This window comes from Streptomyces sp. NPDC057253 (assembly GCF_042669125.1).
Classification (GTDB): domain Bacteria; phylum Actinomycetota; class Actinomycetes; order Streptomycetales; family Streptomycetaceae; genus Streptomyces.
The window spans coordinates 145,128-170,399 of record NZ_JBHUXV010000002.1 but is presented as its reverse complement, the minus strand read 5'-3'; the positions used below and the strand labels follow the sequence as shown (position 1 = coordinate 170,399).

21 protein-coding genes are annotated in these 25,272 nt (G+C 73.6%); 12 read left to right on the top strand and 9 right to left on the bottom strand.

The window, feature by feature from the left end; all coding sequences use genetic code 11:
• Window positions 1-24: 24 nt before the first annotated feature.
• From ACFULQ_RS01870 to ACFULQ_RS01850, 5 genes are all read left to right on the top strand, one after another.
• Window positions 25-1,725: a fatty acyl-AMP ligase gene (locus tag ACFULQ_RS01870; RefSeq protein ID WP_383536708.1), complete on the top strand. Its 1,701-nt coding sequence runs from the start codon at window positions 25-27 to the stop codon at window positions 1,723-1,725.
• Window positions 1,722-5,711: a beta-ketoacyl synthase N-terminal-like domain-containing protein gene (locus ACFULQ_RS01865; RefSeq protein ID WP_383536705.1), complete on the top strand. Its 3,990-nt coding sequence runs from the start codon at window positions 1,722-1,724 to the stop codon at window positions 5,709-5,711. Before ACFULQ_RS01870 ends, ACFULQ_RS01865 begins: the two co-directional genes overlap by 4 nt.
• 16 nt (window positions 5,712-5,727) lie before the next feature.
• Window positions 5,728-6,651 (top strand): alpha/beta hydrolase, encoded by a 924-nt coding sequence (locus tag ACFULQ_RS01860; RefSeq protein ID WP_383536702.1) that lies wholly within the window; start codon window positions 5,728-5,730, stop codon window positions 6,649-6,651.
• Between the two features lie 122 nt (window positions 6,652-6,773).
• Window positions 6,774-8,006 carry a PucR family transcriptional regulator gene (locus ACFULQ_RS01855; protein WP_383536699.1) on the top strand — a complete coding sequence of 411 codons (1,233 nt, stop codon included), beginning with the start codon at window positions 6,774-6,776 and terminating at the stop codon, window positions 8,004-8,006.
• 81 nt (window positions 8,007-8,087) lie between these two features.
• The gene (locus ACFULQ_RS01850; RefSeq protein ID WP_383536696.1) at window positions 8,088-8,729 is read left to right on the top strand and encodes a cutinase family protein; all 642 of its coding nucleotides are present in this window, start codon (window positions 8,088-8,090) and stop codon (window positions 8,727-8,729) included.
• Between the two features lie 134 nt (window positions 8,730-8,863).
• Here ACFULQ_RS01850 and ACFULQ_RS01845 read toward each other — a convergent pair whose 3' ends face one another.
• Together ACFULQ_RS01845 and ACFULQ_RS01840 are read right to left on the bottom strand one after the other, a co-directional pair.
• Complete coding sequence (locus ACFULQ_RS01845) at window positions 8,864-10,579, bottom strand: hypothetical protein (protein WP_383536695.1); 1,716 nt, start codon at window positions 10,577-10,579, stop codon at window positions 8,864-8,866.
• A gap of 152 nt (window positions 10,580-10,731) precedes the next feature.
• Entirely contained in the window at window positions 10,732-11,691 is a 960-nt protein-coding gene (locus ACFULQ_RS01840) for a helix-turn-helix transcriptional regulator (RefSeq protein WP_383536692.1), read from the bottom strand.
• A gap of 211 nt (window positions 11,692-11,902) precedes the next feature.
• Between ACFULQ_RS01840 and ACFULQ_RS01835 the strand changes: the two genes are divergently transcribed.
• Both ACFULQ_RS01835 and ACFULQ_RS01830 read left to right on the top strand, forming a co-directional pair.
• On the top strand, window positions 11,903-12,274 hold the full coding sequence (locus tag ACFULQ_RS01835) for an ANTAR domain-containing protein (RefSeq protein WP_383536689.1): 372 nt from the start codon (window positions 11,903-11,905) through the stop codon (window positions 12,272-12,274).
• A 339-nt stretch (window positions 12,275-12,613) separates the two neighbouring features.
• On the top strand, window positions 12,614-13,777 hold the full coding sequence (locus tag ACFULQ_RS01830) for an alanine--tRNA ligase-related protein (RefSeq protein ID WP_383536686.1): 1,164 nt from the start codon (window positions 12,614-12,616) through the stop codon (window positions 13,775-13,777).
• Window positions 13,778-13,828: 51 nt separating this feature from the next.
• On the opposite strand, the gene ACFULQ_RS01825 is transcribed toward ACFULQ_RS01830, so the two are convergent.
• Window positions 13,829-16,177, bottom strand: coding sequence for an FtsX-like permease family protein (locus tag ACFULQ_RS01825; RefSeq protein ID WP_383536683.1), 2,349 nt, complete (start codon window positions 16,175-16,177; stop codon window positions 13,829-13,831).
• Window positions 16,174-16,866, bottom strand: a complete 693-nt coding sequence (locus ACFULQ_RS01820; protein ID WP_383536680.1) for an ABC transporter ATP-binding protein — start codon at window positions 16,864-16,866, stop codon at window positions 16,174-16,176. Before ACFULQ_RS01820 ends, ACFULQ_RS01825 begins: the two co-directional genes overlap by 4 nt.
• 256 nt (window positions 16,867-17,122) lie before the next feature.
• Here ACFULQ_RS01820 and ACFULQ_RS01815 point away from each other — a divergent pair, with 256 nt between their 5' ends.
• Both ACFULQ_RS01815 and ACFULQ_RS01810 read left to right on the top strand, forming a co-directional pair.
• Entirely contained in the window at window positions 17,123-18,421 is a 1,299-nt protein-coding gene (locus ACFULQ_RS01815; protein ID WP_383536677.1) for a sensor histidine kinase, read from the top strand.
• Window positions 18,406-19,128 (top strand): response regulator, encoded by a 723-nt coding sequence (locus tag ACFULQ_RS01810; RefSeq protein ID WP_383536674.1) that lies wholly within the window; start codon window positions 18,406-18,408, stop codon window positions 19,126-19,128. The genes ACFULQ_RS01815 and ACFULQ_RS01810 overlap by 16 nt, the downstream gene beginning before the upstream one ends.
• 40 nt (window positions 19,129-19,168) lie before the next feature.
• Here ACFULQ_RS01810 and ACFULQ_RS01805 read toward each other — a convergent pair whose 3' ends face one another.
• The gene (locus ACFULQ_RS01805) at window positions 19,169-19,621 is read right to left on the bottom strand and encodes a flavodoxin family protein (protein ID WP_383536672.1); all 453 of its coding nucleotides are present in this window, start codon (window positions 19,619-19,621) and stop codon (window positions 19,169-19,171) included.
• Between the two features lie 99 nt (window positions 19,622-19,720).
• Here ACFULQ_RS01805 and ACFULQ_RS01800 point away from each other — a divergent pair, with 99 nt between their 5' ends.
• Window positions 19,721-20,353: a class I SAM-dependent methyltransferase gene (locus tag ACFULQ_RS01800; protein ID WP_383536669.1), complete on the top strand. Its 633-nt coding sequence runs from the start codon at window positions 19,721-19,723 to the stop codon at window positions 20,351-20,353.
• Between the two features lie 53 nt (window positions 20,354-20,406).
• On the opposite strand, the gene ACFULQ_RS01795 is transcribed toward ACFULQ_RS01800, so the two are convergent.
• Window positions 20,407-20,991, bottom strand: a complete 585-nt coding sequence (locus ACFULQ_RS01795) for a histidine phosphatase family protein (RefSeq protein ID WP_383536666.1) — start codon at window positions 20,989-20,991, stop codon at window positions 20,407-20,409.
• Window positions 20,992-21,250: 259 nt separating this feature from the next.
• Between ACFULQ_RS01795 and ACFULQ_RS01790 the strand changes: the two genes are divergently transcribed.
• Window positions 21,251-21,469 (top strand): CbtB-domain containing protein, encoded by a 219-nt coding sequence (locus ACFULQ_RS01790; RefSeq protein ID WP_383536663.1) that lies wholly within the window; start codon window positions 21,251-21,253, stop codon window positions 21,467-21,469.
• 16 nt (window positions 21,470-21,485) lie between these two features.
• Window positions 21,486-22,229, top strand: coding sequence for a CbtA family protein (locus tag ACFULQ_RS01785; RefSeq protein ID WP_383536660.1), 744 nt, complete (start codon window positions 21,486-21,488; stop codon window positions 22,227-22,229).
• A gap of 66 nt (window positions 22,230-22,295) precedes the next feature.
• Here the strand turns inward: ACFULQ_RS01785 and ACFULQ_RS01780 are convergent, their stop codons facing one another.
• The 3 genes from ACFULQ_RS01780 to ACFULQ_RS01770 form a co-directional block, all read right to left on the bottom strand.
• Entirely contained in the window at window positions 22,296-23,084 is a 789-nt protein-coding gene (locus tag ACFULQ_RS01780; protein ID WP_383536657.1) for an alpha/beta fold hydrolase, read from the bottom strand.
• A 151-nt stretch (window positions 23,085-23,235) separates the two neighbouring features.
• The gene (locus tag ACFULQ_RS01775) at window positions 23,236-23,472 is read right to left on the bottom strand and encodes a hypothetical protein (protein WP_362666239.1); all 237 of its coding nucleotides are present in this window, start codon (window positions 23,470-23,472) and stop codon (window positions 23,236-23,238) included.
• A 184-nt stretch (window positions 23,473-23,656) separates the two neighbouring features.
• On the bottom strand, window positions 23,657-25,189 hold the full coding sequence (locus ACFULQ_RS01770) for a helix-turn-helix domain-containing protein (protein WP_383536655.1): 1,533 nt from the start codon (window positions 25,187-25,189) through the stop codon (window positions 23,657-23,659).
• Window positions 25,190-25,272: the final 83 nt, after the last annotated feature.

Below are 25,272 nucleotides of genomic sequence, written 5' to 3'. Positions count from 1 at the left end.
CCGCCTCGCGAGGAGACCTGCCTGATGGACAGCCGCCGTCCCCCGCTCGCCCCCGCGTTCCGCACGCTGCCGCAGTACCTGCGGCACTGGGCCGAGGCCACCCCCGACCGACGGGCGTTCACCTTCGTGGACCATCCCGCCCCGGACTCGCGGGGCGTGCACCGCACCCTGACCTGGCGCCGGCTGGACACGCGGGTCCGTGCCGTGGCCGCTCGGCTCGCGGAGGAGGCCGGGCCCGGGGCCCGGGTGGCGCTGTTGTGCCCCCAGGGGCTGGAGTACGTCACCGGGTTCCTGGCGGCGCTCACCGCGGGCCTCGTCGCCGTACCGCTGTATCCCCCGGGCCTGCCCGGACAGGACGACCGGCTCACGGCGGTCCTGGCCGACGCGCGGCCCGCCGTGATCCTGACGACGAGCCGACACCTGGAGCAGGTGAGCGAGTTGGGCGACCGGGTCGTCGCCGTGGACCAGGTGCCGGACGCCGCCGCGAGCGACCTGGAGCCGGTCGCCGGGGAGATCGCCTACCTCCAGTACACCTCGGGGTCCACGCGCACCCCGGCGGGCGTGGAGATCGGGCACGCCAACGTCGTCGCCAACGCCCGACAGGCACTGACCGCGTACGGCGCCGACGCCCACCCGGTGACCTGTGTGGGCTGGCTGCCGCTCTACCACGACATGGGGCTCGTGCTGAGTGTGGCCGCCCCGGTCGTGCGGGGGCTGCTGTCGGTGCTCATGGACCCGGTGGCCTTCCTGCACGAACCCGCCCGCTGGCTGCGGCTGTTGTCCACGCATCCGCGGGCGCTGAGCGCGGCGCCCAACTTCGCCTACGACTACTGCGCCTCGGCGGTGACCGACGCGCAGAAGGAGCGGCTGCGGCTGGACGGCGTCTTCGCGCTCATCAACGGCAGCGAACCGGTCCGCCCCACCACGGCCGACCGCTTCCAGGCGGCCTTCGCCGAGCAGGGGCTCGCCGCGGGGACGCACTGTCCTTCGTACGGCCTCGCGGAGGCGACCGTCTTCGTCAGCGCGGCCGCGCCCGGGCAGCCGTTGCGCCGGTTCGCGCTCGACCGGGACGCGCTCGCCGAGGGCAAGGCGCTGCCCGCGCGGCCCGACGATCCCCGGGCCGTCCTGCTGGCGGGCTGCGGTGCCCCGGCGGGTCAGCGGATCCGGATCGCCGACCCGCTCTCGCAGGCCGTCCTGTCCGAGGGCGAGGTCGGGGAGATCCAGGTGCGCGGTCCCAACGTGGGCCGCGGCTACTGGAACCACGAGGAGCAGTCCCGGCGGGTCTTCGGCGCGGACGGCTGGCTGCGCACCGGTGACCTCGGGACCGTCCTGGAGGGCCAGTTGCTCGTCACCGGCCGGCTCAAGGACCTGATCGTGGTCGACGGCCGCAACCACTACCCGCAGGACGTGGAGGCCACCGTCCAGGACACCCATCCGGCACTGCGGCGGGACCGGCTCGCCGCGTTCGGGGTGGCGGGCGGTTCGGGCGAGCGGGTGGTCGTGGTCGCCGAGCACGCCCGCACCACCGGCCTCGCCGAGATCGACGTACCGGCTCTGGTGCGGGCGGTGCGCGCGGCCGTGTCAGCCCGGCACGGGCTGCGGCTCGCCGACGTCGTCGTGGTGGCGCCGGGCACCGTGCCCCGCACGTCCAGCGGCAAGGTGTCCCGGGCGCTCACGCGGGAGCGGTATCTGGCGGGGGCCTACGCGGTGGACGGTGCCGCGTGAGAGCCGTGGACGCCGGTGCGGTGCGCCGGCTGGTGGTGGAGCGGCTGGCCGAGTGGACCGGGACACCGGTCACCGAGGTGCCGATGGACCGGCCGCTGGCGGATCTCGGCATGGCCTCGCGGGACGCGGTCGTCCTGGCCGGGGAACTGTCCCGGCTGACCGGGCGCGAGTTACCGGCGACGCTGCTGTGGGAGGCGCCGACCGGGGAGGCGCTGGTGGCGCATCTGTGCCGTACGGCGTCCGGACCCGGAACCGGACCGGGACCCGTGCCGACGCCGGTCGCCGCGGCACCGGCGGGGTCGGCGCTCGGCGAGCCGATCGCCGTCGTCGGCCTCGGCTGCCGCCTGCCCGGCGGGGTCCACGGCCCGGGCGACTACTGGCGGTTGCTGACCGACGAGGTCGACGCGATCCGGCGGGTGCCCGAGGACCGTTGGCGGGACTTCACCGCCTTCCCGCCCGAGGACGCGCTCCCCTACGGCGGCTACCTCGACGACATCGCCGGGTTCGACGCGGAGTTCTTCCGGATCACCCCGCGCGAGGCCGCCGTGATGGACCCGCAGCAGCGGATCCTCCTGGAGGTCGTCCACGAGACGCTCGCCCATGCCGCCGCCCCGGCCGCCTCCCTCGCGGGCACCGCCACCGGTGTCTTCGTCGGGGTCTCGGCGCCGGAGTACGGCTCGCTCACCGGCGCCGACCCCGCGGCCGTCGACCCCTGGGCGCCGGCGGGCGGCGCGCTGAGCGTGACCGCGGGCCGGGTGGCGTACGTGCTGGACACCCGGGGGACCAGCATGGCCGTGGACACCGCGTGCTCCTCCTCGCTGGTCGCCGTGCACCACGCCTGCGTGAGCCTGCGCACGGGCGAGAGCGACACGGCGATCGCGGCGGGCGTCAACCTGCTGCTCTCCCCCGCCATCACCGTGGCGTTCCGGCGCGCGGGTGCCCTCGCCCCGGACGGCCGGTGCAAGCCGTTCTCGGCGGACGCCGACGGCATCGGACGCGGGGAGGGCTGCGCGGCCGTACTGCTGAAACGGCTGTCCGACGCCGAGCGCGACGGCGACCGCGTCCTCGCCGTCGTCCGCGCCACCGCCGTCAACTCCGACGGCCGCTCCAACGGTCTCCTGGCCCCCAACCCGGCCGCCCAGCAGGCCCTGTTGGCCTCCGCCTACGCGCGGGCGGGACTGGCCCCGGCGCAGGTGGACTACGTCGAGGCGCACGGCACCGGCACCCCGCTCGGCGACCCCATCGAGGCGGGCGCGCTGGGCGCCGTGCTCGGTGCGGGCCGTGATCCCGACCAGCCACTGCTGCTGGGCTCCGTGAAGTCGAACCTGGGGCACCTGGAGTCCGCCGCGGGCATCGCCGGGCTGGTCAAGACGGTCCTCGCCCTGCACCACGACCTCATCCCGCCGTCCCTGCACTGCTCCGGGGGCAGCGCCCTGGACGACGTACGGCTGCGGGTGGTCACGGAGCAGGAGCCCTGGCCGCGCTACGCCGGTACGGCCACCGCCGGGGTCTCCGGATTCGGGTTCGGCGGCACCAACGCCCATGCGGTGCTGGAGGAATGGCGGCCCGGCGTGCTGCCCTCCCGCCCGGCCGAGGAGCCCGGGGCCCGGCTGCACGTCCTGTCCGACGTCGACGAGGAACGGCTGCGGGACACCGCGGCCCGGCTCGCCGACTGGCTGCGCACCGCCGCCGCGCACCCCGCCGACGTGGCCCGCACGCTCGCCGGCCGGGCCGGCCGCGGAGGGGTACGCGCGGCGGTCGTCGCCCGGGACCGTGCCGAACTCGCGGACGGACTGGACGCGTTGGTACAAGGGCGCCCGCACGACCGGGTCGTCACCGGTGAGCGCGACCTCATGGGGCCGGGCCCCGTGTGGGTCTTCTCCGGGTACGGCAGCCAGTGGGCCGGGATGGGGCGCCGACTGCTGGCCGAGGAGCCCGCCTTCGCCGCCGCCGTGGAGAAACTCGACGCCGAGTGCGGACTGTCCCTGCACGACCGTCTCGCGTCCGGCAGCGGGCTGGACCGGCTGGAGGTGGCCCAGCCCGTCCTGTTCGGACTCCAGGTGGCGCTCGCCGAGTGGTGGCGTTCCCAGGGCGTCGAGCCCGCGGCCGTCATCGGCCACTCCCTGGGTGAGGTGGCGGCGGCGGTGTGCGCGGGCGCCCTGGACGCCGCGGAGGGCGCCCGGATCGTCACCGTGCGGGCCCGGCTGCTCAGCCGGTTGCGGGGCGGGGCGATGGCGGTCGTCGACCTCGACGACGGTGAACTCGACGCTCTGGCACGGGACTTCCCCGGGGTGCAGGTCGCCGTCCACTCCTCGCCCGGTCAGAAGGTCGTCACCGGCGAGGAGGCGGCGGTGGCGCGCCTCGTGCGACGGCTGGAGGGGCAGGGGCGCACCGCGCGGTCCATGCGGGTCGTCGGCGCGGGTCACTCGCCCCAGGTCGAGCCGCTCCTCGCCGAGTTGACCGAGTCCTTGGCCGACGTCGGGGGCAGGGCACCCCGGGTGCCCGTGTACTCCACCGTCCTGGACGACCCGCGCGGCGACTGTGTCTTCGACGCCGCTCACTGGGCCGCGAACCTGCGGCGGCCCGTACGGCTGGACCGGGCCGTCGCCGCGGCCGCCGCCGACGGCCACACCGCCTTCGTGGAGATCTCCCCGCACCCGGTCCTGGGCCGGGCCGTCACCGAGAACGCGCCCGGGGCTCTCGCGATCGGCACGCTGCGGCGGGACGCCGACGGGTGCGCCGACCTCCTCACCCGGGTGGGCGCCCTGTACTGCGCGGGCGCACGGCTGCCGCTGCCCGCGGGGCGGGTCGTCGACCTGCCCGCGCCGCGCTGGAGGCATGTCCGGCACTGGTGGACGGACGGCCGGGGAGCGTCTCCGGTCCGGACGCCCGCCTCCCCGAAGGCACCGGCCGAGGAGGTCCGCGCCGGGGAGGCCTGCGCCGAGCAGGACACCTCCGTCGCCGGCCGTCTGTGCCACCACATCGCCGCCGTCACCGGCCACTCGGCCGGCCGGGTCACCCCCGCCACCGCGCTGGCCGACCTCGGCCTGGACTCCCTGATGGCGGTGCGGATCCGGGCCGCCCTGGAGCGCGAGTTCGCCGTCGAACTGCCCCTGCGCGACCTGCTCGGCGCCACCACCGTCCAGGAGCTGGCCGACCGGGTCCGGCCGGACGTGGTGCGCCCGCTGCACGGCACCGGGGACCGGCCCCCGCTCTTCCTGGTGCACGCGGCCGGCGGCACGAGCGACGTCTACCGGGCACTGGCACAACGGCTCGGCGACGACCGGCCGGTGTACGGTCTCGAACGCCTGGAAGAGGCCCGCACGGTGACCGAGAAGGCACGCCGCTACGCCGAGGCCGTCACCGCACTCCACCCCGACGGGCCCTGTCTGCTGGGCGGTTGGTCCTTCGGCGGCTTCGTCGCCCAGGAGACCGCGCGCCAACTCACCGCCTTGGGGCGGGAGGTGGAGCTCGTGGCGCTGATCGACTCCGTACGGCCCCTCCCCCGGCCCGACCACACCGCGGCCGACCGGGTCCGCGCCCACTTCGAGGGGTTCGCCCGGCACGTCCGCGATGCCTACGGGGTCGAGCTGGAGCTGCCGTACGACGCACTCCTCGCGATGGACGACGACGGCGAGCGGATCGACACCGTCCTGGGGATCCTGCGCGCCCGCGCCGAGGTGCCCGCCGCCGCCCTTCGGCACCAGCGCTCCTCGTATCTCGACCTGCGGATCGGCGAGGCCCACCGGCCGGGCCGGTACGAGGGGCCGGTGGTCCTGTACCGGGCCACGCAAGCCGCCCCGCACACCGTGCGCGATCCGGCCTACGAACGCGACGACCAGGCGCTGGGCTGGGACGAGGTGTGCCCGCGGCTGACCGTCGTGCCGGTCGCGGGACACCATCTGTCGCTGCTCGACCCGCCGCACGTCGACGAGATCGCCGCGCACCTGGGCCGAGAACTCGCCGCGAGAACCCCCCGCACGTGATCCGAGGAGAGCCGCCATGCCCCGTCGCCCCACCGCAGTGTCCCGACGTACCGTCACCAAGGCCGCGGCCGGGGCCTCACTGGCCGCCCTGATCGGCGCCCGGCCCGCCTCCGCGCTGTCGTCGCGCACCGTGGACGTGTCCGTGTCCTCCGCCGCGCTCGACCGCAGCGCTCCGGTGCGGCTGATCCTGCCCACGAGCTTCGACGCGCAGCCCACCCGCACCTACCCGGTGCTGTACCTGCTGCACGGGGCCCACGACGACTACACGTCCTGGACCCGGGAGACGGACATCGAGGCCTTCACCGCGGGCCGGGACCTGATCGTCGCGATGCCCGACGCGGGCCCCACCGGCATCCCCACCCGCTGGCGCGGCGGACCCGACTACGAGACCTTCCAGCTGACGGAGGTCCCCGCGCTGCTCGCCCGCGGCTACCGGGCCTCGGGCGTACGGGCCGTCGCGGGGGTCTCCACCGGCGGCTACGGCGCCATGGCGCACGCGGCCCGGCACCCGGGCGTGTTCACCGCGGCGGCCTCCTACAGCGGGATCCTCGACACCATGGCGCCCGGCGTCCCGGCCCTGATGGACGCCATCGTGGCCCGTGAGAACCTGGCTCCGGCCTCGCTGTGGGGCAACCCGATCCTGAACCTGCTCACCTGGCGGGACTTCAACCCGCGCGACCGCGCGACTGGGCTGCGTGGCACCGCGCTGTACGTCTCCCAGGGCAGCGGCCTGGCGGGCGGCACCGGTGACTGGCTGCCCGAGGCGCTGGAGAGCCTCCTGTGGCCCTCCGCGCACGGCTTCACCGACACGCTGGCCCTGCTGCGCATCCCGGTCACCACGCACTTCTACTCAGGAGGAGGACACGGCTGGGCGTACTGGAAGCAGGAGTTCACCGCATCGTGGCCGATGCTCGCGCGGGGGCTGGGGGTGCCGGAGTGATGTCGGTACCGTCGGGACACGGAACGCAACGCAGGGGACGTCCGTCCAACACGGGACTTCCCCCTCGCCCCACGGGCAACGCCCCGCGGGTGAGCCGCTTCCGGGTGAAAGGAGGGCCCCCCTTGGCCACCCCCGCCCCGCACGGTGTGCCGGAGGACCGCGGCTCGACCGCGGTACCGCCCGATCTGGCCGAACTGCTCCGCGCCCAGCTGGAGGAGGTCGCCGACCAGGTCGAGGAGGAGGTCCGCAGACAGGTCCCCGAGTACGCGCGCCCCGCCGACGGGACCTACCGGGAGCACCTGAGAGCCGGTGTGGTGCAGGCCCTCACGCTGTTCGTCGACCACATCGCCGACCCGCGCGGCCGCGGCGAGGCCATCCGGGAGACCTACTACGAACTCGGGCGCGGCGAGGCCCTGGAGGGGCGCAGCCTGGACGCCCTCCAGTCCGCCGTGCGGGTCGGCGGACTGCACGCCTGGCGGCTGATGGGCCGTACGGCCGAGAGACTCGGCCTGGACTCCGCCGTGGTCACGGCGCTGGGCGAACTCGCCTTCCGTACCGTGCACGAGGTCGCGGAGGCGGCCGCGGCCGGATACGCCGAGACCCGCGCGCACAGCACGGACGAACTGGAGCGGCGGCGCAGACGGCTGCTGGACCTGCTGCTCGGCGACGGGCCGGTGGCACCGGCGGCGGTGCAGGACCTGGCGCACGGCGCCCGGTGGTCGGTGCCCGGGCAGGTCGCGGTGGTCGCGCTCGCGGGCACCCCGGACCAGCGGGACGAGGAGTGGCCGCTGGCGGCCGCCGGGGCGCTGGTGGACATGGAGGCACGGCCGCCGCGGATGCTGTTCCCCGACCCGGACGGCCAGGGGCGTTTCGGGGGCCGGGCGTTCGGGCTCGCGCTGCGCGGGCGGCCGGCCGCGATCGGGCCGACCGTACCGCTCGCGGAGGCCGCCCGGTCGCTGCGCTGGGCCACCAGGGCCCTGGGGCTGATGGGGCGCGGGGTCCTCCCCCGGCAAGGAGTGGTGCGCTGCGCGGACCACCTGTCGACGCTGCTGCTGCACAGCGACGAACCGATGCTCGACCGCTTACGGACCCGGGCCCTGGCGCCGCTCGACGCGGTGTCGCAGGGGCAGCGCGAACGGCTCGCCGAGACCCTGCTGGCCTGGCTGCTCAGCGGCAGCAACGTGCCCGACGTCGCCGCGCGTCTCCATGTCCATCCGCAGACCGTGCGCTATCGGCTGCGCCAGCTGGACAAGGTGTTCGGTGAGGTCCTGCATGATCCCGGCGCCCGTCTGGATCTCATTCTGGCACTCACCACGGCACAAAAGAACGAGGAATTCCTGAATTCCCGTCCATAACACCTCCGTTGGTCAAGCGAATACGTTCGGGACATCCTTTCCACAGGCGTTTCACACGCCCCACCCGCAAAGGATCCCCCCATGCGTATTCGTTTGTGCCTCGCCGCGCTCTCCCTGGTCGCAGGGGCCACGGCGGCCACCGTCACGGCACCGTCGGCAGCGGCCGCGGCCTGCTCGGACATCGACGTCGTCGCCGCTCGCGGCACGTTCGAGCCGGGCACGCTCGGTTTCATCGTCGGCGATCCGGTGTTCTCCGCCCTGCAAAGGAAACTGACGGGCCGGAATCTGTCGAGCTACAGGGTGAACTATCCCGCGGACCTTTCCCTCACCTCGGCCGCGCAGGGCAACGCGGATCTGGTGAACCACGTGAACAGCCAGGCGTCCGCGTGTCCGAACCAGCGTTTCATCCTGGTCGGCTATTCACAGGGCGCGAACGTCGTCGACAATTCCATCGGCATCAGCAGCGCCGGTGCGGTGGTCGGCAGTCCCATCGTGGCCACCCTGCCCGCCGCGGTGGAGCCGAAGGTCGCCGCGGTGCTGCTGTTCGGCAACCCGATCCGGGCCATCGGCAAGAGCGTCACCGGCACGTACCAGAGCCGCACCATCGACTTCTGCGCCAAGGGCGACCCGATCTGCGAGGCGGGCGGCAACGACACCCTGGCGCACCTCGGCTACACCGCGAACGCGGACGCGGCGGCGACCTTCGCGGCGGGGAGGATCTGAGCGGATCGGCGGCAGCGGATGCTCGGCAGCCGGTGGATGGCAGCGGATACGGCAGCCGGTCGACGGCAGTGCATCCACGGCGAGAGGAAGGGCCCGGGAGGAGTTTCTCCCGGGCCCTTCCCCCAAGGGGGCGTCTAGCGGGGAGCGCGGGCGAACTCGCTCAGTGCGGTGGACACCGGCTCGGGCCGGCCGTTGTTCTGCACCGGCGCCGCGGTCAGCACGTCGAGGTGCTGGTAGCCGTCGGCGACCACGGGGTGCAGATCGGCGGGGACCCGGCCCGCGAGCAGCCCGTCGCCCGCGAGGACCGTGAGCGTCGGGTGGGCGGTGAGCCCGTCCGGGTGCACGACGAGCCGCTTCACCTGCGGGGAGGTGGACAGCTGGAGGTCGGTGACGAGCTTGGTCGGGAAGTACTGCTCGGTGAAGTCCAGCGGCTGCGTGCCCATGCTGCGCGCCAGCTCCTGGATGTCGGTGACCTCCTTGCCCGCCGCGGTGAACGGCGTCCCGTCCGACGCCTTGTACCCGGGGTCGTCGGCGTCGCCGACCCGGTCGAAGTTCCGCCAGGTGTAGAGCGGGCCGTGCGGTACGGCCGGGATGGCCTTGTACTCGGTGCCGAAGAGCCCCGGCTGCGCCGAACTCCCGTTGGTGACGGGGAAGTTCTTGTCGGTGACCGGTCCGCCGTCGAAGAAGCCGACGCTGCTCTGGAGGAAGGCGAGCGGGACGGACTGGTCGTCCATGAGGGCCCCGAGCACGGCCTCGTTGGTGAGCCGGAAGTCCTTCACGGCGGGTGAGCCGGTGAGGAAGGTGGCGGTGTCCTTGGAGAACAGGAAGCGGTTGGTGGCCTCGATGTTGGTGTTCCGGGGCAGATAGCCGGGCAGGTCGGCCTCGCCGTCCGGATCCTGTACGGCGCCGACGCCCGCGATGGCGAGCAGGGTCATGGTCTCGGGGTTGAGGAGGACGGGCGCGGACAGCGAGCGCGGGAAGAGGCCGCTGTCGAGTCCGGCCTGGACGACGCCGTAACCGAGGCCGATGTCGGGCAAGTTGGTGTTCTCCGGGATGCTGCCGCTCAGGTCGGCGAGCGAGGTGGAGACGGTGGTGTCGAGGGCGAAGTACCCGGCGCACTGGTTCTGGCCCGCGTCGGCGGTGGTGGCGGGGTCGCCGTCGAAGTCGGCGGCGGCGAAGTAGCCGGTGATGACCCCGCCGAGCGAGTGGCCGCCGCATAGCACCTTGTTCTGGCGGACCTCCTGGTCGGGCAGCTCGGCGGCCAGTAGGTCGTACTCGTCCCGGACAGTCTGCTCGATGCCCAGGTCGGCCATCCAGCCGAGCCGGTCGTTGCCGAGGAACCCGGCGAAGGTGCGGCCCTCGACCTGCTTGCCCCGGTAGTAGTAGTCGACGGCGGTGTGCTGGTCCCCGGAGGCGGTTCCGGTGTGGTCCTCCAGACAGTTGGAGCGCCGGTCCAGGGCCCAGAACTCGATGTGCCGGCCCTGCTCGGCGGCGCGGGTCACGGTGTTGCGGGCGACGCTGTCGAAGGCTCCGGCGCCCTCCAGGATGCCGGGCTGGGCGATGAGGACCCGGTCGGCGTCGGCCGTTGACGCCGGGCCGGCGGAGGAGCGGTAGCGCAGGTACGACAGCCAGTCGCACGCCGCGGGCCGGGCGCCGAAGGACGCCGGCAGGGGTGCCTTCACGCGGACGAGGGTCTCGGTCACGCCCCCGCTCGATCCGACGGCTGTCTCGGTGCGCGTGCTCCCGGCGGTCGCCGACCCGGTGAACGTGCCGGTGAACGTCCCGGTGGTCAGCAGCACCGCCAGCGCCGCGGTACGCCACGTTCCTGCTCTGCTGCGACTCGTGTTCATGCCGGGACGGTAGGACGCCACGGGCGGGCCGCTCGGGGGTTGCTCACAAGAACGCAGGGCCTGGTGAGCGCTTTGTCACCAGGCGCAGATCCGACGTCGGGTGTCGTGCCCGGGGGCGGCGACGACAGGTGTCGTGCCCGCGCGCGGCGACGTCAGCCGTCGTGGAGGGTGCGGCGCGGTGAGCGGTCGTAGGAGCTCCGGTAGAGGGTGGCGAAGCGGCCGGGGTGGTAGAAGCCCCAGCGGGCGGCGATGTCGGTGACCGTCTCGCCCTGCTCGGGGTCGGCGGCCGCCAGTTCGGCGTGGGCGTGGGACAGGCGGACCCGGCGGACGTACCCGAGCGGGGTGGTGTCCAGGTGCCGGCGGAAGGCGTACTGGAGGGCACGGACACTGACGTGGGCCGCCTCCGCGATCTGGGCGACGGTCAGGGGCCGGTCGGCGTGGCCCTCGATGAAGGCGAGGGCGCGGCGCAGGGCGGCCGGATGGGCGTCCTGGCGGTCGGGGCCCGTCGGGTCGGTCGACGCGCTGTTGGGGAAGGTGGCCAGGACGGTCGCGGCCAGGTGCTGGGCGGCGGTGGAGGCGACCAGCGGCTGGTCGGCCACGGAGGGGTCCGCGAGGACGTGGTCCTGCACATAGCGGATGGTCGCGCGCAGCCGGTCGCCCGCGCCGGGGCTGAGCGGCCGGTGCCCGGTCAGCCGGACCGGTTCCGGCCGCAGCGGGTCCGCGGTCCCCGCGACCTGGGTGAGCAGCTCGGGGTCCAGCATGGTGATGTTGTAGCGGGCCGCGTGGATCCGGCCGGCGTAGGACAGGTCCGGCGGCGCGAAGGAGACCACGTCGCCGGGTCCGAAGGAGTCCGAGACGCCCTGGTAGACGTGGTCCTCGATAGTGCCGTCGTGGACCACGCACAGGCAGATCCGCCCCAGCGGGGTCACGGCGTAGCTCATGTCGAAGTCCAGGTCGAGTTCGTCGACGCTGACCGTGTCGATCGCGGCGCGGTGGATCTGCGCGCGGCTGCTGTCCGGGGTGCCGTTGCCGATGCGCATCCTCGCGTACGCCTGGCTGAGGAACTCCTCGGTGCGCTCCAGGTCGTCACTGTCGAAGGTGAGCGTCTCCACGCAGTCGGGTCCTTCACTCTCGGCTCGTCTTCTCCTTCACCCCTACCCGCGAATGCCACAAAGGTACTGGGCGGCGTTTCGTTTTCTGTCCTGCCTGGTCACAAGGTGTGCGCTCGGCGGCTCGTGGCCTCCGGACCTGGCCGTCAAGACTGGAGAGTCGGCGGCCGGCGGAGTCGCCGTGCGGTAGGGGGAGAGGGCGACAGGGCGGTACATGACGGAACGCGAAGAGCTGGTCGGAAAGATCGAGGAACTCCAGGAGGAGGTCTCCCAGCTCCGGCAAGCCCCTGTCTCCCATGCCGTCGTCGACCAGGCGATCGGGGTCCTCGTCGCCTTGAGCGGTCTGCGCCCCGAGCACGGCTGGGAGGTCCTGAAGACCGTCTCCCAGCGCACCAACACCAAGCTGCGGGACGTCGCCCTCCATGTCGTGCACTGGCCGAAGGTCGGCGCGCTGCCCCCGGAGATACGCCCGGCCCTGCGCATCGCACTGACCGAGGCACGCGCGGTGCACGGGGGTCGGCCACTGGTGCGGCAGGAGCACTGGTGCGAGGGCTACGGCGGCGTCCTGGCGCGGAGATCCGACTGACGGGTGGGCCCAGTGGTGCGGGCATTCGCCCTGACGGGCGGCGCAAGGGCACGGACGTCCGACGGACGGGCGGCGCACGGGCACGGACGTCCGACTCACGGGCGGCGTCCTCGCCGGGAAAACCCGGTGACGGCCCGTGGCCCCGTGCGTACGCTCGATCGCATGGAGGTCTTCAGCCGAACCCACACCGCAGCCGCGCGAGCGACCAGCTCGCCGGCTGCCGACGCCTGACCTCACCCACTCCCCCGGCGGCCGGAAACGGACCGCCGGTGCAGGACCTCTGGTCGTCGCCCCTTCCCGCGGTCGTTTCCGGTCCCACGAGACCGAAGGACCCCCGCCATGGACACGGACCGGACCGTACGCGTCTTCACCGACTTCTACCGCGAGCGCGGACACCACCTGATCACGGGCAGCACGCTGCTGCCGCCGCCCGGCGACCCGGTGCTGTTCACGACCTCCGGGATGCACCCGCTCACGCCGTACCTGGAGGGCCGCCCCCACCCCCGGGGCCGCAGGCTGGTCAATGTGCAGCGCTGTCTGCGCACCACCGATCTCGACGAGGTCGGCGACGCCACGCACCTGACGGTGTTCGAGATGCTCGGTTCGTGGTCGCTCGGCGACTACGGGCACTCGCAGAGCCTTCGCTGGGGGTACGAGCTGCTCCGCGAGGGCTTCGGCATCCCCCACGACAGACTGCACGCCACGGTCTTCGGCGGTGACGAACAGGTGGGCCCCGACCTCGACTCCCTGCGCACGTGGGAGGAGTCGGGCGTCCCGGTGGAGCTCACCCGCCAGGACAACTGGTGGTCCAACGGTCCCGTGGGCCCGTGCGGTCCGGACTCGGAGATCTTCGTGTGGACCGGCGACACCCCGCCCGAGGGCACACCCACCTCGGACCCGCGCTGGGTGGAGGTCTGGAACCACGTCGTCATGCGCTACCGCCGTCTCGACGACGGCTCGCTCCAGCCCCTGGAGCGCCCCGGCGTCGACACCGGCATGGGGCTGGAGCGCCTGGTCGCCGTCCTCCAGGGCCATCACTCGGTCCACGACACCGACCTGTTCGAGCCCTGGAGGCGGCTGCTGCCGTGGTCCCTGGACGAGCCCTCGCTGCGCCTGGTCGGCGACCATCTGCGCTCCGCCGTCGTCGTCATCGGCGACGGGGTACGGCCGTCCGCCACCGGGCGCGGATACGTGCTGCGCCGGCTGGTCCGCCGACTGCTCACCGCCCTGCGGCGCCAGGACCCGTCCGGCACCCTCACCGACCTGCCGGTGGAGCTCCTCCAGCACACGCTGGACCATTTCCGGCAGACCCGCGGGACAGGTCCCGTCCGGGACGCGCTGCTGGAGGAGGAGCGCGGCTTCGACCGGCTGCTGGAGCGCGGGCGCCGGCTGCTGTCGGGGCCGAGGTACCGGGGGCCGCTGAGCGACGAGGACTACGACTACCTCCACGACACCCACGGCCTCCCCCGCGACCTGGTGGTCGGCCTGCGCGGGCAGGAGTGAGGCTTGCTCCGGCCGGAGTGACGCCTGCGCCGGCCGGAGTGACACGTACTCCTACTCCGTGCGCAGCGCCGTCGCCGTACGGGCCCTGGCCGCCCAGCCCGCCGGGAGCAGCGCGCCCAGCAGGGCGATGACCAGGCCGGCCAGGCCCAGCAGGAGCAGTTGCGGGGTCCCGTACACGTCGAGGACGGACCGGGGCAGGTCGGTGCCCGCCGCGTGTCCCATCACCGGCAGCACGAATCCGTGCAGCGCGTATCCGGCGGGGACGCCGACGAGGCCGCCGAGCACGCCGATGCCGGCCACCGAGGCGAGGACGAGGCTCACGGTCTGCCGGGGTGACATGCCGATCGCCTTGCACACGCCCAGGTCGTGGACGCGCTCCCGGGTGTCGAGGACGACGGAGTTGAGCACGCCGAGGCCCGCCACGCAGACCAGCAGGAGCGTGAGGAGCACGGCCATGGTGTTCAGGATCAGGACCATGTTGCCCTGCCGGGACGGGGAGGTGGCCGTGGCCTCGGCGCCGAGGGGCTGGATCCGCGCGGAGAGCTGCTCGGCGTACGCGGTCGGGGAGACGCCCGCCTTCACGTCGACCAGGAACACCTGGGGCTCGGTCGCGGGGAAGTCGGCGCCGTTCACCTGGATCTCCAGCTGGTCGTCCGTGCTGCCGAAGGCCACGCCGACGATGCGCAGGGCGGCCGTCTCCTTCCCGACGGTCACGCGCACGGTGTCGCCGATCTCCGTGCCGGTGGTCTCCAGGAACTGGCCGGGCACGACGACCTGCCCGGTGCCGTCGAGCCAGTGCCCGGAGGTCGTCGCGTAGGCGCCGGTGCTCGAGTCGCCGTGGAACAGGGTGGCCCGGACGCTTCCGGTCACCCCGGTCACGGTGGCGTCCTTCTGGGCTTCGCCGTAGTAGGAGGCGGTGCCCGACTGCGCCTCGATGGCGGCGCTCACCTGTGCCGGATCGGCCTGCCGGGGCTCCGTGGTGCCGGGCGCGGGGACGTGCTCGCCGCGGGCCACGGTCGGGCCGCCGGTGAACACGGTGACGGCGGCCCGGTCCTCGGGGTCCTGTATCCGGCCGACCTCGTTCAGCGAGGCGGTGAGCCCGACGGCGAAGGTCGCCGCGATCGTGCCGAACGCGACGGCGAGCAGCATGGCGAGGGTACGGACCGGGTGGGCGAAGGGGCCTGCGAGGCCGTAGGTCACGGCTCTGGGCAGGGGCAGGCGGCCCGCCGCGCGGTGTGCCCACTGTCCGCGTCCGGTGCGTGGGGCCCGGCCGACGGCGATGGCCTCGACCGTGCGCAGCCGCCCGGCCCGCAGCGCGGGGACGAAGGCGGCGGCTGCGACGACCAGCAGCGCGCCGGCCGGGACCACGACGTCCACCCACCAGGCGACCGACAGAGAAGCGGTGCCGTACGCCTGCTCGGTGTCGTCGAGGAGGGGCAGGGCCAGCAGGTTGCCGAGGACGACACCGAGCGCGATGCCGACGCCCGCCGGGACGAGCGCCTGGGCCACGTAGGCGCGGACGACCTCGCTCGGGGTGAAGCCGATGGCCTTGAGGATGCCGATCCTGCGCAGGCCGGTGCCGACCGCGCCGCTGATGACACTCCCGACGATGATCACGGACATGACGATGCCGAGGACGCCGAACGCGACCAGGAACGGGATGGTCGGGGCGGCTCCGCTGTCGGCGGCGCGCTTGGTGTCCAGGTAGGACCGGGTGCCGAGGAGCGCCCCGGCGGGGACGGCGGCGGCGAGCTTCTTGCGGTCGGCGGCGATGTCGGCCTTCGAGCCGGCCGCGTCGAAGCGGTAGAGCATCTGCCGGGTGACGGGTACGTCCTTCGAGCCGAGTGCCCTGAGCTGTGCGGGAGTCAGCCAGGCGTCGGCGGTCCTGCTGGCGGAGGTGGCGAAGCCGACGACGGTGAGCGTCGTACCGGAGGCCGTCAGGGTGTCGCCCTCCTTGAAGGCTGGCCCTTGGTAGGAGGAACTCAGCACGATCTCACCGGGTTTGCTCGCCCACCGGCCGGCCGTGAGGTCCAGGTCGTCCACGGCGGCGTGCGGGCCGGTGCGTCCGACGAACGTCATCGCCGGGGGCTTGCGGCCGAGCGAGTCCGTCACCTGGAGGATCGCGCTGGGATACGGCCCGGCGCTCGCGGTGACCCCGTCCAGTCTCCCCGTGGCGGCGAGCTGTTCGTCGGTGGCCTTGCCCGGGTCGAACCCGGCGGTGAGGTGGGCGCCCTGCTGCTCCGCGAAGGCGTGGTCGAAGGGCGCGTCGGCGACGACCATGAGGGAACCGGCGACGACGGCGGCCGCGACGGCCATCATCGTGGCGATCGCGATGACCACGGTCTGCACCCGGCGCCGGCCCACCCCGGAGCGGATCACCCGGACGAGCGGTCCGGTCATCGCACGGCCTCCGCCCGGGAGTCGAGGGCGACATGACCGTCGACGAGGTGGACGGTACGGCTCGCGCAGGCCTCGGCCAGGGCCGGGTCGTGGGTGACCAGCACGATGGTCTGCCCGCCGCGGTGCAGGTCGACGAGGAGTGCACGGACGTCCTGGCCCGAGGCGCTGTCGAGGGCGCCGGTCGGTTCGTCGGCCAGCAGCAGGGCCGGGTTGTTCACCAACGCCCGTGCCACGGCGACACGTTGGCGTTCACCGCCGGAGAGACGGCCGGGGTACGCGCGGGCGTGCTTGTGGATGCCGAGGACCTCCATCAGCTCCGTCGCGCGGGCCCGCACGGTACGCCGCGAGACTCCGGTGAGCTGGGCGGGGAGCTGGATGTTGTCGAGGACGGTGAGGTCGTCGAGGAGGTTGAAGAACTGGAAGACCATGCCGATCCGTTCACGGCGGAACCGGGCCAGGGCGTGCTCGCCGAGCCGGTCGATCCGCTGTCCGCCGACGGTCACCGTGCCTTCGGTCGGCTTGTCGAGCCCGGCGACGAGGTTCAGCAGGGTGGACTTGCCGCTGCCGGAGGGTCCGGTCACCGCGAGGGCCTCGCCCTGGGCCACCGAGAGGTCGAGCGGGCCGAGCGCGGGTGCGGCGCAGTCGTCGTAGCGCTTGGCCACGCCCTTCAGTTCGATGACTTGGGTCATGGGAGAGAGCCCCCTACTGGGATGTCGTCGGGCGGTCCGCGCCGAGACCGGCGAGACGCGTGGGTGCCACGCGGTTGCGTCGGCGTGGCGAAGGTACGGACGGGCGGGTCCGCGGCGCGTCGGCCGGGGCGCCGAGATCCGGCCCTCCGCGGGGAGGAGCCGGAGCGGGGTCATCCCTGCGAAGTACGCCCGGCGGAGGGGGTGCTGGTCATGCGGAGGGACGCGCGAGGGGCTTCGGGGCCACGAGAATGGGCGCATGGAGACGGAGTACCTGCGGGGATGGCGTCGGCAGGTGCGTTTCGCGCTGCGGCCGGAGGCCAAGGGCGCGTCGCTGTCGCGGCGGTCGGTGTACTTCGACGTCCTGCTGGCCGTGCTGCTGACGGTGGTCGCGCTGGTGGTGGCGGCCCGCTATCCGGGCGACGGGCCGGTGCGGGTGTCGCACGTCGAGTACGGGGTGCCGGTCCCCCCGTCGCCACCGCGGCCGCCCGCGCCCGGAGCGGAGGGCGGGGAACCGACCCAGCCCTGGGCCCTGGTCGTGCTGTCGGCGCTGCCCCTGGCGGCGCGGCGGCGGTTTCCGCTGGCCGTGTTCGCGGTGGTGGTCGGCGCGGCGCTCGGCATCGGTGACGACGCCTCCTGGATCAATGTGCTGACCTGTGTCATCGGCACGTACAGCGCGGTCATGTACAGCCGCTACCGGGCGGGGGCGATGACCGGTCTCGTGGTGGCGGCCGTGCTGGCCGGGGTGGCCTTCCGGTCGACGGATCCGGTGCTGCCGGGCTGGTCGAGCCCCGGGGTGGTGCTGCTGGTGGCCGGGGTCCTCGCCAGCGTGGTCCGGTTCGGGCAGCGGCGGCTCGCCGCGAGCCGGGACCGGTTCGCCGCGCTCGAACGGGTGCATGAGGAGGCGACCCGCAGGGCCGTGGAGGAGGAACGCGCCCGGATCGCCGCCGAGTTGCACGACGTGGTGACCCACAATGTCAGCGTGATGGTGATCCAGGCGGGGGCGGCGCGCAAGGTCATGGACGTGGCGCCGGAGCGTTCCAAGCAGGCGTTGCTCGCGGTCGAGGCCGGGGGGCGGGCCGCGATGGCCGAACTCCGGCATGTGATGGGCCTGTTGGCCGCCACGGACACCGGCCGGCCGGACTCCCCCGCCGACGGTCTCGAACCGCAGCCGGGGCTTGGGCAGTTGGGCGCGTTGATCGACCGGGTGCGGGCCGCGGGGACCCCGGTCGGCGTGGCGGTGTCGCTGCCCTCGGAACCTCTGCCGCCGGGTGTGGACCTGACGGCGTACCGGGTGGTCCAGGAGGCCCTGACCAACACCCTCAAGCACGCGCCGGGCGCCGAGGCCGTGGTCACCGTCGGCTGGTCCGACGACCTGCTGGAGATCGAGGTCAGGGACACCGGCGGGGTCCGCGACGGGGTCCCCGCGGACGGGAACGGGCGCGGGCTGATCGGGCTGCGCGAGCGCCTCGCGGTCTACGGCGGGAAGCTGACGGCCGGTCCGACACCGGCCGGCGGCTTCCGGATCAGGGCGGAGCTGCCGTGGCGGACGGCGTGAGCGAGGACGAGGTGAGCAAGGACGAGGTGAGCAAGGACAGGCTGAGAGCGGTCATCGCCGACGACCAGGCCCTCGTACGGACCGGGTTCGGGATGATCCTGGCCGCGGACGGCATCGAGGTGACCGCGGAGGCGGCGGACGGGGCGGAGGCGGTCGCCGCGGTCCGGCGCAGCCGCCCCGACGTCGTCCTCATGGACATCCGGATGCCCGGCATGGACGGCATCGAGGCCACGCGGCGCATCCTCGCCGACGACTCCGCGGGCGAGGTCCGGGTGATCATCCTGACCACGTACGACCTCGACCACTACGTGTACGCGGCGCTCACGGCGGGAGCCAGCGGCTTCCTCCTCAAGGACGTCACGCCCGAGCACCTGGTGGCCGCCGTACGGCTGGTGCGGTCCGGGGACGCCCTGCTGGCGCCCGCGATCACCCGACGCCTGATCGAGCGCTTCGCCCACCGTGAGGAGGCGGCGGCCACCGCCGACGTGCGACGCGACCTCTCCGGGCTCACCCCACGAGAGCTAGAGGTGCTGCGACTGCTCGCGACGGGGCTCAGCAACGCGGAACTCGCCGACCGGCTGTTCCTCAGCCCGACGACGGTGAAGACGCACGTGGGGCGGATCCTGTCCAAGCTGGATCTGCGGGACCGGGTGCAGGCCGTGGTGCTGGCCTATGAAAGCGGGCTGATCACGCCGGGGGGCTCTTGACCGCAGGGGCCACCGACGGTGGGAGGTTCTTGAGGGCGCGTCACTCCATCAGCCCCGCCGCGACCGTCGCCCCCAGCTCCCAGCACGCCTCGATGTCCGACTTGGCGGGTTCGCCGGTGACGGTCACCGGGTCGGCCGCACGGCGCCAGCCGAGACCCGTCGTGATCGACTCGATGCCGCGCAGGGCTCCGGTGACGTCGTTGCCGCCGTGCACGTAGACGCCGAACGGGCGGCCGCGCGTCTCGTCGAGGCAGGGGTAGTAGACCTGGTCGAAGAAATGCTTGAGGGCGCCCGACATGTAGCCCAGGTTGGCCGGGGTGCCGAGCAGGTAGCCGTCCGCCTCCAGCACGTCCGGGGCGGTGGCGGACAGGGCCGCGCGGCGCACGACGCGCACGCCCTCGATCTCCGGGGCCGTCGCTCCGGAGACGACGGCCTCGAACATCGCCTGGCAGTTGGGCGAGGGCGTGTGATGCACGATCAGCAAGGTGGCCACCGTCGAACCCTGCCCTGCCTCGGCTTTCGTCCGCAAGCCGGACCGGGTCCGGGTGCCGCCGGGCTACGATGCCCGGACACCGCGAGGGGGGAGCAGGTCGTGGCCGAAGAGGGACAGCCGGCAGCAGTGGTCTTCGACGCGCTGGGGCTGACGTACGAGAAGGCGTTCGCCCGCTCCGAGGCGCATCTGGCGTCCCTGGCGTGGCTGCTCGAACGGCTCGCGCCCGGCAGCCGGGTCCTGGACGTCGGCAGCGGCACCGGCCGCCCCACGGCGTCGACCCTCGCCGACGCGGGCCACGAGGTCCTGGGGGTGGACGTCTCCCCCGTCATGGTGGATCTCGCCGCCCGGCAGGTGCCGCGGGCCGCCTTCCGGCTCGCCGACATCCGCGAACTGCCGCTGGAGGACGGCGCGTTCGACGCGGTGTGCGTGTACTTCTCGCTGCTCCAGATGTCCCGCGCGGACCAGTCGAAGGTGCTGGCCCGGCTCGCGCGGGCGCTGCGCCCGGGCGGCAGCCTGGTGCTCGCCACCGTGCCCGCCGACGTGGAGGACCTCGCGATCGAGTTCATGGGCCGGCCGGTCCGGGCCACCAGCTTCGCCGCCGAGGACGTGGTGGCCGTGGCGCGCGACGCGGGATTCGTGGTGGAGTTCGAGCAGGTCGTGGAGTTCATCCCGGACCACCCCGAGGCCGCGCCCGAGCCGCACCTGTTCGTGTACGGCCGACTTCCCGGGTGACCCCGAGTCCTGGGCCGTCGACCCGCGCCGTACGACCGTCTCGTGCGGCCGCTTCACGGCGCAGGGGGCCCCGGGCTGACCGCCAGGGCCGGCATCCGCAGGTTCCAGCGGCCGGCGCGGCCGGTGAGGTCGACGGTGGCCAGTGGGGGGACGTCGATGCGCCAGAACGCCTGCGGGGGCGCCGCGAGGGCGTGCAGCACCGCGGCCCGGGCCACCGCCTGTTCGACCACCGCGAGCACCCGCCCCGCGTCGGACGGCAGCGCGTCCAGCCAGGCGCCCACCCGGCGGCACAGCGCCGTGACGCTCTCCCCGCCGTGCGGCGCCGCCTCCGGGTCGGTGAGCCAACTGCCCAGCCCGGCCGGGTCGGTGGCCGCGACCTCGTCGAGGGTGCGGCCGTGCCAGGAGCCCATGTCGAGGTCCCGCAGGGCCTGTTGGACCGTCGCGGACTCCCGGCCCAGCGCCCGGGCCGTCTCGGTGCATCGCCTCGAGGGTGCCGTCCAGACGATGGCGGCTCCCGGGACGGCCGCGGCGACGGCCCGTGCCTCGCGCAACGCCCGCTCGTCGAGCGGGTCGTCGGCGAAGCGCACGGTGTGCTCCGTGCGGGCGGCCGCGCACAGCAGGGTGAGCCGGACGGTCATACGGGCCCTTTCGTCGGGTCGCCGGGGGGCGGTTCATCGTAGGTGGCGTACGCCATGTTGGCCGATGCCGCCATTGCCCCTACCATCTGGGACGACAAGGACGACGGCGCCACGGAAGTCCGGTGCAAGCCCGGCACGGTCGCGCCACTGTGTGCCACCCCTCGGCCGAAAGGCCGCGAGGCGGTGGTGAGTCAGACCCCACGCCGTCGTCGAGTGCTCCACACGATGCGGGACGCGTTGTTCCCGAGGAGGTCTCGCCATGGCGCAGTCCACTGCCGCCCCCACGCCCACCACCCCTGCGATCACCCCGCTGCCGGTGCGGGCGCTCGTCCCCTGGGCCGTCTTCTTCGGCATCCTGATGCTCGTCCTGCTGTACTTCGTCGGCGCCGAACAGGGCGCCACCGCACTCGTCTCCGGCGAGGGCGTCCACGAGTGGGTGCACGACGCACGCCACCTGCTCGGCTTCCCCTGCCACTGAGGCGGGGCGAACCACCATGAACTCCACAGTCGTACGCACCCTGTTGGTGCGCGGCATGCTCGCCGGCCTCGGCGCCGGCGTCCTGGCCTTCGTCTTCGCCTACCTGGTCGGGGAGGGCCCGGTGGACGCGGCCATCGCCTTCGAGGAGTCCGGCGCGCACGAACACGGCGAGGAACTCGTCAGCCGTTCCGTGCAGTCGACGGCCGGACTCGCCACCGGAGTCCTCGTGTTCGGGGTCGCCATCGGCGGTCTCGTGTCACTGGCGTTCTGTTTCGCGCTGGGCCGGATCGGCCGGTTCGGGGCGCGGGCGACGGCGGGTCTGGTCGCCCTCGGCGGCTTCCTGACCGTCTACCTGGTGCCGACCCTCAAGTACCCGGCGAACCCGCCCGCGGTGGGTGACCCGGACACCATCGACCAGCGCACGGCCCTGTTCGTCCTGATGATCGCGCTCAGTGTGCTCCTCGGGATCGGCGCGGTCCTGCTGGGCCGGAGGCTGGCCCCGGCCTGGGGCAACTGGAACGCCTCGACCGCGGCCGGCGTGGCCTTCGTCACCGTGGTGGCGGTGGCGATGGTCGTGCTGCCCGCCGGGGACAACACCCCCAAGGGCTTCCCGGCCACCGACCTGTGGGAGTTCCGGCTGGCCTCCCTCGGTGTCCAGGCCGTGCTGTGGGCGGGCTTCGGACTGCTCTTCGGCTACCTGGCCGAACGGGTCCTCGAACCCAAGCCGGCCCGGAGCGAGGTCTCCGCACTCGCCGCCTGACGGCGTGGGTTCCGTCGGGGGCGCGCCCGGCGGAACCCACGCGGCAGGCGAGCGGACCGCCGCCGTTCAGCCGACGGGCGCCTTCTCGGTGAGGAACCGGTCCAGCGCGGCCGTCAGCTCCGCGGGCCTCTCCACCGGGAGTTCATGGCCCGCGTCGATGATGCGGACCTCCGCGTCCGGGTACGCCTTCGCCATGCGCAGCATCTGCGCCACCGGCAACTGGATGTCGTGGTAGCCGTGCACGAGCAGCACGGGTACGGCGATCTCCCCCACCCGGTCCAGGACGTCGAAGGCCCGCATGGCGCCGTAGAGCGTCATGACCACCTCCCGCGGAAGCGCCGCGGAGGCCTCGACGCAGGCGCGGATCTCCTCGCGGGGATGGCCGGGCGCGAAGGCGCGCCGGATGTTGGTGGCGACGAACAGCTTGAACGGGACGCGGGTGGAGGCCGCCATCAGCAGACCCCGGCCCCGGCTGTACGTCATCCTGCCGATGGAGTTCACCAGCACCATCCGCTCCACCCGGCCGGGGTGGGAGAGCGCGAGGGTCTGGGCGATCATGCCGCCCATCGAGTGCCCGACGGGGACGAACCGGTCGACCTCCAGATGATCGAGCAGGGCGAGGACGTCCCGCGCCAGCTCCTCGATGCTGCGCACGCCCGCTCCGCCGCTGTCGCCGTGGCCGCGCAGGTCGAGCCGGATCACCCGGCGGGTGCGGGAGAAGTGGGCCAGCTGGTGGTCCCAGCGGTGCCGGTTCGCGGTCCAGCCGTGGATGAGGACGAGGGGTGCGGCGTCGCCGTCGCGGGGGCCCTCGTCGTCGTAGAACAGGACTGCCCCGTCGAGCTCTAGCTGCGGCACGGCTGGTCGCCTCCTGGATCCGGTCAGGTTACTGACCGGTACGGTAGCCGCATGCCGGGCCCGCCGTCACCAGGAAACCGGGAGTCCTCACGTCTTGGGCACGGCGGAAGGGCCGGACACCCGTCTGTCCGGCCCTTCCTCACCTGTGGGGTCAGCCGCCGTTCAGCCGTGCGCGCAGCAGTCCCTTGCCGATCTCGGCGCCCTTGCGGCTGTCCGCCTGGGCCTTGCGGAACAGGTCGGCGACCTCGGTGTCCTTGCCGCGCTCCGCGTCCTGGATGTAGCTCTCCAGCCGCAGCGCGTTGCTCAGGCACGCCTCCACATACCAGATGAGGTTGTAGTCCTTGTCCGGCGTGCCGGTCGCGCCGCCGGTCTCCGTGCTGCTGGTCATTCCGGGCCTCCTCCAGCGGTAGTCGTTCCGGAGCCGGACGAGTACCCGTCGTACGCGGGAGAAACGCCTCGCAGGGGGCGCGACCGGTCCCCCGTTCCGGTCGATCCCCCTGCGGTGCGTCGAACTTACGTGACCTGCGGACTCCTGGGAATCGCGCCGATGCCCGCTGTGCGCGGCACAGCACTCACCCGTGCACAGGTGAGTCCGGATGGCCCGGATCGTCCCGCAACAGGACGGGGGGTTCGAGCTGCCCGGTCGCCAGATGGGCCAGCACGACCTCGTAGAGATCACTGCCGGAGGCGATGAGCCGGCGTTCGAGGACCGGTTCGGCGCTGCGTACGTGTTCCCGCACGGTCTGCGCGTGCACGGCCAGTGTCTGCGCGGCCCGCTCCGCGTTCCCGCCGGCCGCGATCCAGCTGCGCAGGGTGCGGCGCAGATCGCGGGCGTCGCTGTCCAGGCGTCCGAGCAGTTCCCGAGCCCAGGTCTCCAGCGCGGGCCCGGTCAGCAGATCACCCAGCCGGGCGCGGGCCTGCCGCGCGGCGGAGGGGTCGCCCTGCCCGTCCGCGAGGCTGACCTGGGTGCTCAGGGCCAGATGGACGGTCGCGCGGACGGTCAGGTCGGTGAAGTCGGTGCGCAGCAGGGACTCGACGCGCTCCATGCGGGCGCGGACGGTGTTGCGGCTGACACCCAGCACCTTCGCCGCGCTCACGGCGGTGAACTCCAGGCCGAGGCGGGTGGTGACCAGCAGCTCGGCGCGGGTGTGGTGCGGCAGGGTGTCGAGCGGGTGCAGCAGCCGGGCGGTCCACGCGCGCAGCGCCATCGGGTCCATGAGCCGTTCGGGATGGTTGCGTTCGGCGTACACGGCCGCCTTGTCCGGCCGTACGCGCGCCACGGCGAGGGCGCTCACCGCCTGGCCGTAGGCGGCGGCGGTCCGGGCGAGGCTCTGGCGGGTGCTGCCGCCGAGGAGGGTGCCCGGGTTGCGGTGGACCAACGAGCGCAGGGCATCGCCCGCGGTGTCACCGGTGGTCACGATGATCACGTGTTCGTCCATGGCCGGGCACCGCACCACGAGGGCCCGGTCGCCGGTCACACCGAGGCACTCCTCGGCGAGCCGGTCGCGCTCCGCGGCGTCGCCCTCGAGGACGTAGACCCAGGCCGTGTCGGTGTCGAGCAGCCCCGGCCACAACCCGGCGGCCACGCGGCGCGCGGAGACGGTGTCCTCCACCATCAGCAACTGGAGTATGGCCAGGCGCAGATCGGACGTGGCCCGCTTCAGGCGCCGCCCGGCCGCGGTCGTCTCCCGGGCGCGCAGCAGGAGTTCGAGGACCTGCGCGGTGTGCGCGAGGATGTCGGAGGCGCGCCGGTCGAAGGGGGCCGGGCGGGAGACCGCGAGCACGCCGGCCTCCGCGGGGTTCGGGTGCTCGATCCTGAGCAGGCGGAGGTGGCCGCCCTCGTCCGCCGAGGCCGCGGAGGCGATGCGGCCGGCGCGGATGTCCGCGACCAGGGTCTCGTCCAGGGGCATGCCGGGTCCGGCGACGAGGGTTCCGGCGCCGTCGTGGAGGGAGGCCGTGCCGTCGACCGTCTCCGCGAGCCAGGTGACGAGCCTGCGGATGTCACCTCCGGTCGGCCGCAGATGGTCCAGGAGCTCCCGGGCCCACGGCGGGCCCCCGGCGTCCCGCCCCCGACTCCCCCTGGTCGCGCCCCCCTGACCAGCCACGTCACCCTTCTCCCCGCCCGTCGCGTCCTTTACGGCATACCGTTCGGGACGTTACCTCACGGACGGCGGGGGGTCGTGGGGCC